The sequence below is a fragment of the Ensifer oleiphilus genome (assembly GCF_013371465.1).
GTDB classification, from domain to species: Bacteria; Pseudomonadota; Alphaproteobacteria; order Rhizobiales; family Rhizobiaceae; genus Ensifer; species Ensifer oleiphilus.
The window spans coordinates 1-8,790 of record NZ_JABWDU010000020.1 but is presented as its reverse complement, the minus strand read 5'-3'; the positions used below and the strand labels follow the sequence as shown (position 1 = coordinate 8,790).

The 8,790-nt window shown below is 59.5% G+C and carries 9 protein-coding genes; 3 read left to right on the top strand and 6 right to left on the bottom strand.

Going from position 1 to position 8,790, the window contains the following annotated elements:
- Positions 1-95 precede the first annotated feature (95 nt).
- Together HT585_RS31470 and HT585_RS32035 are read left to right on the top strand one after the other, a co-directional pair.
- Positions 96-515 carry a plasmid partitioning protein RepB C-terminal domain-containing protein gene (locus tag HT585_RS31470; RefSeq protein ID WP_425513801.1) on the top strand — a complete coding sequence of 140 codons (420 nt, stop codon included), beginning with the start codon at positions 96-98 and terminating at the stop codon, positions 513-515.
- Positions 431-634 carry a plasmid partitioning protein RepB C-terminal domain-containing protein gene (locus tag HT585_RS32035; RefSeq protein ID WP_246708035.1) on the top strand — a complete coding sequence of 68 codons (204 nt, stop codon included), beginning with the start codon at positions 431-433 and terminating at the stop codon, positions 632-634. Before HT585_RS31470 ends, HT585_RS32035 begins: the two co-directional genes overlap by 85 nt.
- Before the next feature lie 237 nt (positions 635-871).
- Here HT585_RS32035 and HT585_RS31465 read toward each other — a convergent pair whose 3' ends face one another.
- The 6 genes from HT585_RS31465 to HT585_RS31440 form a co-directional block, all read right to left on the bottom strand.
- Entirely contained in the window at positions 872-1,489 is a 618-nt protein-coding gene (locus HT585_RS31465) for an RES family NAD+ phosphorylase (RefSeq protein WP_176356693.1), read from the bottom strand.
- A complete protein-coding gene (locus HT585_RS31460) occupies positions 1,490-2,164 on the bottom strand; it encodes an XRE family transcriptional regulator (protein ID WP_176356692.1) in 675 nt (224 codons plus the stop codon).
- 271 nt (positions 2,165-2,435) lie between these two features.
- Positions 2,436-2,810: a hypothetical protein gene (locus HT585_RS31455; RefSeq protein ID WP_176356691.1), complete on the bottom strand. Its 375-nt coding sequence runs from the start codon at positions 2,808-2,810 to the stop codon at positions 2,436-2,438.
- Complete coding sequence (locus HT585_RS31450; RefSeq protein WP_176356690.1) at positions 2,807-4,105, bottom strand: cytosine permease; 1,299 nt, start codon at positions 4,103-4,105, stop codon at positions 2,807-2,809. Before HT585_RS31450 ends, HT585_RS31455 begins: the two co-directional genes overlap by 4 nt.
- Positions 4,095-5,831 carry a hydantoinase B/oxoprolinase family protein gene (locus HT585_RS31445; RefSeq protein WP_176356689.1) on the bottom strand — a complete coding sequence of 579 codons (1,737 nt, stop codon included), beginning with the start codon at positions 5,829-5,831 and terminating at the stop codon, positions 4,095-4,097. The genes HT585_RS31450 and HT585_RS31445 overlap by 11 nt, the downstream gene beginning before the upstream one ends.
- Positions 5,828-7,861, bottom strand: a complete 2,034-nt coding sequence (locus HT585_RS31440) for a hydantoinase/oxoprolinase family protein (RefSeq protein ID WP_176356688.1) — start codon at positions 7,859-7,861, stop codon at positions 5,828-5,830. The genes HT585_RS31445 and HT585_RS31440 overlap by 4 nt, the downstream gene beginning before the upstream one ends.
- Before the next feature lie 229 nt (positions 7,862-8,090).
- On the opposite strand from HT585_RS31440, the gene HT585_RS31435 reads away from it, so the two are divergent.
- On the top strand, positions 8,091-8,591 hold the full coding sequence (locus HT585_RS31435; RefSeq protein WP_176356687.1) for an Lrp/AsnC family transcriptional regulator: 501 nt from the start codon (positions 8,091-8,093) through the stop codon (positions 8,589-8,591).
- Positions 8,592-8,790: the final 199 nt, after the last annotated feature.

The window sequence follows — 8,790 nt, the reverse complement described above, 5'->3', positions numbered from 1 at the left end:
CATCTGACGGAAGGTCGCCGCAAACGCCGCCCCCGCGGCTCGAGGAAACCGCGCGACGGCACTTTTCCTGCTGCCTGACGATCCAGGAACACAAAATGATCCTGACTGCCATCGAGAAGGGTGTGCCTCAAGAGCGGCTGGCGCGAGCATTGAACGTGAACATCCACAGCATCCAGCAGAAGAAGAGCTTGCTTGACGGCATTTGTCCCGAAGCAATCGACCTTCTAAAGGACAAGCATGTCCCAGTGAACACCATTGGTCAGCTGAAGAAAATGAAGCCGATGCGCCAGATTGAATCGGCGCAGTTGATGACCGCGATGAACAAGTATTCAATCACCTATGCGCGTTCGCTGGTCGCGGCCACGCCAGAACGATGCTCGTTCGGCCGAAGAAGCCGATCCGCGGCCTCAGCGGCGATCAGATCGCGCTCATGGAAAATGAAGCAGCCAACCTCGAATGCGAGTTTAAGACGATCGAGCAAGACTATGGTGCCGATCACCTCGACCTCGTTTTGACCACCGGATACCTCACACGTCTGCTCAGCAACGCCCGGGTTGTGCGATATCTCGCCCAAAAGTTTCCGGACATTCTGGCGGAGTTTCAGAAGATTACGGAACTGCGAAAGGCAGCCTGATCGCAAGGCCCGCGACTTCTCGGCCGCTCCGAGTTGGCAATGAAATAAGAAAACTCAACTCTCTTTCGCCTTGAAGGCAATCGAACCAGATTCCGTTTGCACGACCGTTAATTAAGCGAGAGCATTAATTAACGACAATGCTGTTTCGTTTATTAACGCGCAATGCTATTTAACTTCAGCACAACACTCGACGCGGGAAGGCCATGTTCAGCAACGACCCCAACAATCGTGGCGATCTCAGATGTTGTCGACGAGGCTCACGCGAAGATCGTTTATGACGGTGGCGAGGCCTGGTGCGCCAATCAATGGCACCACACGTACCGCCGACAATTTTGGGATGGCCCGGTCAAAGATCGCGAGATTTGTATGCCCATTCAGGCGGGATGGGTAAATTATGCCGTCCGGCATGGATCGGTGCTGATGGAAGGCAAGCGACCACGCCCGCGCAAGAGTTTGGCGAGAAGATTTCGTGACATCTGTTGGCACACCCATCCTGATCGCGTGATCCGCGCGGAGATCAATAACACGGAGACTTGCAATTGTCTCGATCTCTGCATAGCGCCGCGTGTAGATCTCCTTCTCCTCTATCGGGAGATCGCCCACAAGACCATCGCGCCTATCACGCAGGACCGCCTCCAGGAAGCAGACCTTGAGTGTGTCCCCTAAATAGACGACGGCAAACCGCCTTCCCGGGTCACGCCGGCGGGGATCACTGAACCGGCTCGGCGTCTTTCCATGTCCTAACGGGTCGGGAAAGGCGCTCGCATAGATACGTCCAAATCGACGACCGGCAGGAATGGTTTCGATGTCGAGAAAGGAATTCTCGAAACCCGGAGGCGGCTTGATTGCGGCCATTCAGAGAAAATCACCGCGGGCGACACTCTCAGCCGCTGCAACCACTTCATCGTCCTGACCGCGTTTCAGCGCATCGAGAGCCTTCCGGCCATCCAAAGCGCCGTGTGGCGTGACAAGGAAGCGATAAACCGCCCATGCACCGCCGAGGATCTCGTGCAGTTTCGGAAGTACGGCATAGGGCCGGCCGTCCCGATCGAGTTGCCATGACGGAAAACGGAAGCCCCGCTTGGCTCCGTCGAGACCAAGAACCTGGCCGTTCTGGCGCTTTGTGTTGACCGTGACACGCGAAACGCCGAGCAGGTCCGCGAACGTTTCGGCGCTCAGCATATCATCCTCCGCGAGAATCTCCGCCACCCGACGCCGGCCGCGCTCCCGTGCAGCAGTCAACGCTGCCTGGAGCTCGTCATCCGGCTCTCGTGCCTCCTCTACCGGAAAAGCATCCTGATGAGACAGTGGTTCTTCTTCAACAACGGAAATCGTCTGCGCTCCGGCCAGCGGATCCACGACGACACGGAAACTGACCTGATGGCCGGCCTTTCGGCTCAGCTTAATCGCCTTTGCGTATTGCCTGATCAACGCCTTCTCGAAATCTGCCTGCCGCGGCAGCTTCATCGAGAGCGCAATGTTGGAAGAACCGGTTCGGGGCTCGTTGGGAACAGTTTTCGTAGTGGTCATGGGCTTCAGCCTCCTGCGCTACAATTTAGGCAAAATGCAGAAGTTCGTCAAGTTTGTAAAGTTCGTAAACATCCAGCAGCAGTCGGGCCCGTGCAGGTTCGAGTCCTTCCGGGCCCACCATATCACCGTGACGAGGGCCAGCGGGTCTCTAAGTTTCTCATTTCGCTTATCTTTCGATCTCGAAAAGCCCAGCAAGTGAATGCCTCGTTTGACATGCCATGAGCGGTACACGAGAACCCTGAGAACTGGCAGGGCATCCCTAATTTGAACCCTACGTGACATCGACGAACCTGCCAATCGACCGGAGATACGCGACGATCTCGAGCCGTACGAAGTCGCGGTCGCGGTCGATACAATCGCCGCGCCGTTTTGGAGCGCCGTCATCAACGGGTGCGTCGCCGTGCCGATCATGGTGGCGATGATGATGGTGGTCAGCCGGCACGCCTTGATGAAAGAATTCACCGCGCCACCCCTGCTGAAGTTGGGAGGGTGGGCCGCTACGACCGCGATGGCAATCGCCGTTGCAGGCATGGTCCTCTAACGGGCGTTGCGTCCATCCTTTCGGCGAACTGCCCTCGCAGACGCTCAGGCGGTAAGCTTGCCGATGAACGCCGCGCCAAGGCGGATGTTCATCAAGCCCTTTCATGCTGCGGTCGGATCCTCGCGGCGCTCTCGCGCCACCTCGAACAGCGCCTTATTGTTTAATAGCAGAAAGGCCAGGACCGAACCGGCCAGACCTTCGAGCGCTGGCACCGGCACCAGGAACCCCGCGGTCATGACACTTCCGCTGCCGATAGCGGTTCCGAGCAGCCATGCGACAAAGTTCTTTGCCCTGAAGCTGCCGGAGCAGTCTGCCAGTCGTTCGGGCGCCGCGCGATGGAGCACATAGGCGCAGATGTAGACGCCCGCGACCGGGATGGCCGCGACCCCCATCCACACGAGGAAGGGAACGAAGTAGTTCGACGCGTTGAGATACGCGGCGAGCCAAGCACAAACAAACCCGATCAGGCCCAACTGCCAGATCGGTCGTTTCGTAAACACTGTCGCAAGAGTGAGCGTGGACGAGTAGAGGTTGCCGGTGTTGCTCGACCAGGTCGAAAGGGCAAGTACAACAAGCGCAAGGCTCGGCAATCCAAGTTGCATCATGACGTCCATCGTGTCGGCGGAACTGACTACAAGGGCGGGGATCGCAGCCATCAGCATGATCAGCGGATAGCCGATCGCCAATGCAAGGACGGAGCGCGCAGCCGCCTTCCCGTCCCGCGCATACCGCGTGAAGTCGGGCGCAAGCACACCGGCCAAGATAACCGAGCCGACCACGGCCGACAGGCCGTCGGTGGCCGTCAACGAGCCGTCACCGCCTTTCGAAATCGCCGAGCCGATGGTGTCGTCGCCGATCGCCAGAAACAGCACATAGAGCATGAAGGCTGAAAGGATCGGAACCATCACGGATGCGAAGCGCTCCATGATGCGGAAGCCGAACGTGCCGGTCAGCGTCATCAGCATCAGTGCCACCGTCGAATAGACGATCGGTGAGATCGAGACGCCATAGGTGGAAGCGACTGCACCGCTCAGCTGGGCACTCAACATGTCCGCGACGTTTGCAAACCAGCCGATCAGCATCACCGCAAACATCAGGTTCAACAGCTTGCCGCCGAAATTGCCGAACACCATGGTGAGCAGCACATAGGTCGAAACACGAAGACGCGATCCAATCAGGGAAGTCACGAGCGCCACAAGCGCGGTAATTCCGCAACCAAGCGCGATGATGAGGCTACCCTTCGCCAGCCCCTGCGCCAGTACGATCTGAGACCCCATCGTAAAGACCGGCAAGGTCAGGCCGAGTGCAATCAGTACTGTGGCGATCTTCAGCCCTGACAGCGTCTCGGCCTCAGGCACGGGTCGAAGCAGGAAGTCCTCGATGAGGTCATTATCGCGCATGTTCCACCCTATGGCTCTGCGAGAGAAGGCGCGAGACCGCCTCTTTGATGCGTGCCAATTCGACGCCGTAATTGTTGGCGGCCTCCTCCATGCTCATGAAGTCGTTGACGACATCATCGGCAATGCGCATCGGATCACGCTCGCGTGGATCGCCCCAGCCGCCGCCATTGGCCGTGTACATCGAAATCATCGTCCCGGCCTTTAGCGGGCCGATGTCTCCGACGCGATCGTCATAGGTGCGCTTAACACCATTCGGCTCGGTGACGACAGTCCTCGATTGTCCGGCATCGCCACCGCCCGCCAGTCCCCAAAGAGGATTGGCATTGTTCTCCGTGGAAACCTGCAGGTACGCCTTGTCTTCGGTCACGACGAGCTCGCGGATGACGCCGAAGCCGCCGCGGTATTTTCCGACCCCGCGGTTTTCGGGGTTGAAGGTGTATCGCGTGAAGCGGACCGGATAGCTCGCCTCCAGAACCTCGATCGGCGAGTTTGGCGCATCGCCGTTGCCGAGGAACATGATGCCGCTCGGGCCGTCGTCAAAGGGGAACGCCCCGCCGCCGCCATCAACCGGTTCGGCGCAGATGAAGGATTCACAGTCGCTCTCGCCGGTTCTGACCAGGTGGTAGGCGTACATCTGGTAGCTCGGAGCCGGGATGCGATCGGGGATCGCCGTGGCCAGAGCCTTGAGAACGACGTATTCCACCAGCTCGGCCACATATCCGTAGCTGTCGCACGGTGCGGGGTATTCCGGGCTGACGATCGAGTTTTTCGGCGCCTTGACGGTCGCAATGCGCAGATGCCCGTCATTTGTCGCGTCATCTGGCATCGTCACGCATTTGAGAACGGTGGCGCAGAGCGCCCGAGTGCCCACCAGCGGGTGGTTGACCGGGCCTCTTGCTGCCGCATCCGACCCCTCGAAGTCGATCTCGATGTCGCTGCCTCGGATCGTTACCGTTGCTGCGATACGATGCCGTTTGTCGCGGTCTACGCCGTCATGATCGAGAAAGGCCTCGCCATGGTAGATCCCGTCGGGAATTTCGCCGATTTCGCGCCGCATCCGCGCCTCGGAGTTCTCGAAGATTTCTTCGATTGCCGCTTGCAGCATCTCGACGCCATAGCGACGGCACAGTTCCTGAAACCGCATGGCACCGGTGTTGCAGGAAGCGATGAGCCCGTTGAGGTCGCCGTTGACCGCTTCCGGCGTGCGAACGTTGCGCAGGATCAGCCTGAGCATTTCCTTGTTGAGGCGGCCGGCTTCATAGAGCTTAAGATGATTGAAGATGAGGCCTTCCTGGTGCACGTCTGTGGTCGAAGGGCACCAGCCACCGGGAGCGAACGCACCGATGTCGGCCCAATGCGCCATGATCGCGGTAAACGCCACGAGGCGCCCCTCGAAGAACACCGGCATGTAGAGGACGGTATCGCTGATATGCGTTCCGGTGTCGTAGGGTTCATTGGCGAGAACGATGTCGCCCTCCTCGAAGCCCTCGGCTCCAAACACCTCTAGCCCCTTTTGGACCGTCGGCGGCAGGCAGCCAAGGAAGCCGGCAAGTGCCGAGCCCTCACCAACCAGGCGGCCGCGGGCGTCCATGAGCGCAACCCCGAAATCCTGGACCTCGTAGATCAGCGGCGAATGCGCTGTCTTGATAAGGCTCGTCTGCATTTCACCGGCGGCGGCACGCAGCGCGTTGCGGATCACTTGTCTAGTAATTGGATCGATGCTCACTTCAGCTTCTCCAACATGAGGTTGCCATAACGGTCGACGGTTGCCTGCTGTGCCGGGTTGACGATGACGGTGCTGTTCCATTCCTCAATGACTGCCGGCCCCGCAATCCTGTCCCCGCACCGCAAACGCGAGCGGTCGTGCAGCTCGAAGCGCAACCTTTCGGCCTCTCGCCCGAGATGAATGTCGCGGGTACCGATCAGGCTCGCCTCGTCCGCGGCATGGCGCGCCGGCACTTCGCTCAACTGCGGTTTCCCAGTTTCGCCGATCGCCGCAAGGCGAACTGCGGTTATCTCCAGCGGGCTCTCAGCCAGGATGTGCCGGTATTGGCGCGCATAAGCTTCTTCAAATCGGGCCCTGAGACCGGCAAGGCCTGCGAGGGACGATGCAACATCACCGGTGGGAACCGCGACCTTGATCGTGTGCGCCTGTCCAGCATACCGCATTTCGCAGAAACGCTCGATGCGGATCGACGCCGCTGTCGTCGTTGCAAGGGCGGCACGGGCCCGCTCTTCCATCTCCTCGAAAGCATGCGCCAGCAATGGCCCGGCCTCGTCGAGGGGGGTCAGGAGCGTGCGCGAGACATCTTCCCGATAGTCGGCGTTGAGCAGGCCCCAGGCGGAAAACACCGCCGGCATATTCGGGACGATCACGGACTTGAAGTCGAGCTCGTCGAGCAGGCCTCCTGCAAAGAGGCCACAGCCGCCGCCGATGCAGAGCATGGAGAATTCTCGCGGATCGAAACCGCGTTCGATCGTCACCTGACGAATGGCGTAGGCCATGTTTGTCGTGGCGATACGCACGATGCCGGAGGCCGCCTGCTCGCAGCTGAGGTTCAGGGGCGAAGCGATCGCAGCGTTGATCGCGGCCTCGGCCGATTTCGTGTCGAGCGTGATACGCCCGCCCATATAGACCGCCGGGTCAAAATAGCCGAGTGTCACCAGAGCATCGGTCAAGGTAATCTGCTTGCCGCCGAAGCCGTAGCAGATTGGGCCGGGTTCGGCCTGTGCGCTTTCCGGACCGACACGAAGACCACCTTCTTCGTCAACCGTGACGATGCTGCCGCCACCTGCACCGATCGAGACGATGTCGATGCTCGGCTGCATGATCGGACGGCGGTTGATGCTGACGTCGCTGCGCTCCGAGTACTGACCACCGCAAATGAGCGAGACGTCGAAGGTGGTGCCGCCAAGATCGCCGACGACAATGTTGGCCTCATCGATCAATTGGCTTAGGCGCATGGCACCGATGACACCGCCGGCCGGTCCGGACTGGACGACGCGCACCGGCGTCCGGCTGGCGATTTCCGTGGAGGTAATGCCACCGGTGGACTGCATCACGGTCAGGGCGCCGGCAAAGCCTTCTTCCTCAAGCCGCCGACCGACCTGATCCAGGTAGCCGCTGAAACGAGGTCGGGTGAAGGCGTTGAGAACGGTCGTGCTGGTCCGTTCGAACTCGCGCCTTTCGCGAACGATGTCTGACGAGATCGAGACGAAAACGTCCGGGTAGTGCTCGTTGACGAACCGGGCAGCCGCGCGCTCGTGCTCGGGATTGGCGTAGGCGTTGAGGAAACATACGGCGATGCTGTCCACGCCGTTGCCGACCAGCACCTCGACGGCGGCCTTCAGTTCGCGTTCGTCGAGCACCTCGACGATCTCGCCGCGGAAGTTGATGCGCTCCGAGACTTCCATCCTGAGGTAGCGCGGAACGAGCGGCGTCGCCTGTTTGTAGAACAGGTTGTAGATTTCCACCCGATTGCCGCGTGCGAGTTCCAAGACGTCACGGAAACCCTTCGTGGTGACGAGGCCGACCCGCGCGCCTTTTTCCTGGACGATCGAATTGAGCACCATCGTGCTGCCGTGAACGATCGTCGGAAGAGACGCTGCGTCCGCTCCCAGTGCCCGGATACCTTCTATAAGCCGGCCACTCAGTGTCCCGGCCGATCGGACCTTTTCGGTCCGGACATCACCGGTCGTTTCATCGTGATAGACGAAATCAATGAATGTGCCGCCCACATCGACTGCTAGACGCAATTCAACCTCCCTTGTTTGCAACGGGCAAGGCTCCGCCGGCCACGTCCTTGCGCAGCGCGGATGTAGATAAGCCGTCCCTGTTCCCCGATGAGCCGAATTGACTTCGGCCCGTTTTGTCAGAAAACCTTAGGACAAGAGGCGATGAATGAAATCTCGAATATCGCCGCCGCCGCCGTCTTAAATTTCCTTGCGGGCGGGCAGAAACGCAGATTATTCACAAGGACCTAAAATGACGAAAAAGTCGATCGAGCTTGATCAGATCAACCGCAAGATCCTGATTGAACTCCAGAGGGACGCACGGGTAACCAATCTGGAACTGGCCAACCGAGTCGGCCTGTCGCCGAGCGCCTGCCTGAAGAGGGTCCAGGCTCTGGAAGCAGCAAAATGCATCCAGGGCTACATCATGGCGACCGATCTCGATCGGATCACGCACAACGTCCAAGCCTATTTCATGGTGCACATGGACAACATCCGCCCGGAGACGATCGCCCGCTTCGAACGCGCCTTCCTCGAATTCTCCGAGGTCGTGGACTGCATGCGCGTCGGCGGCGATCCGGACTTCATTGCCCTGGTCGTCTGTTCGGATGTCCAGCAGATCGACCGGCTCATGGACGACATGATGGCGGCCGACATCGGCATCCGCAACATCCGCATGCACGTCATTTTGAACCGGCCTAAATGGTTTGTCGGCTATCCGCTCGAAGCAATGAAGTGGAAGTCAAGCTCGTAAGGCCCCTCACCTTCCCGGCCGCGCCAGCGACCGGGGGCAATGTCGATGATGTCATCCCGATGGAAGTGCAGCTCTCAGCCACCTAAGTATTCCGGACGATACATTATGCGATCCATTTAGCACAGAAGGTACATTCTATTCTCAAGTGCGACATGCCAATGATTTCAATGGCTTCACCTTGGAGATTTTGGCATGTTCC

What these genes read in the sequence shown, in the direction of transcription:
- HT585_RS31470 (WP_425513801.1), top strand. Translation starts at nt 96, where the DNA reads ATGATCCTGACTGCCATCGAGAAGGGTGTGCCTCAAGAGCGGCTGGCG.
- HT585_RS31465 (WP_176356693.1), bottom strand. Translation starts at nt 1,489, where the DNA reads ATGGCCGCAATCAAGCCGCCTCCGGGTTTCGAGAATTCCTTTCTCGAC.
- HT585_RS31455 (WP_176356691.1), bottom strand. Translation starts at nt 2,810, where the DNA reads ATGAAAGGGCTTGATGAACATCCGCCTTGGCGCGGCGTTCATCGGCAA.
- HT585_RS31450 (WP_176356690.1), bottom strand. Translation starts at nt 4,105, where the DNA reads ATGCGCGATAATGACCTCATCGAGGACTTCCTGCTTCGACCCGTGCCT.
- HT585_RS32035 (WP_246708035.1), top strand. Translation starts at nt 431, where the DNA reads ATGGAAAATGAAGCAGCCAACCTCGAATGCGAGTTTAAGACGATCGAG.
- HT585_RS31435 (WP_176356687.1), top strand. Translation starts at nt 8,091, where the DNA reads ATGACGAAAAAGTCGATCGAGCTTGATCAGATCAACCGCAAGATCCTG.
- HT585_RS31460 (WP_176356692.1), bottom strand. Translation starts at nt 2,164, where the DNA reads ATGACCACTACGAAAACTGTTCCCAACGAGCCCCGAACCGGTTCTTCC.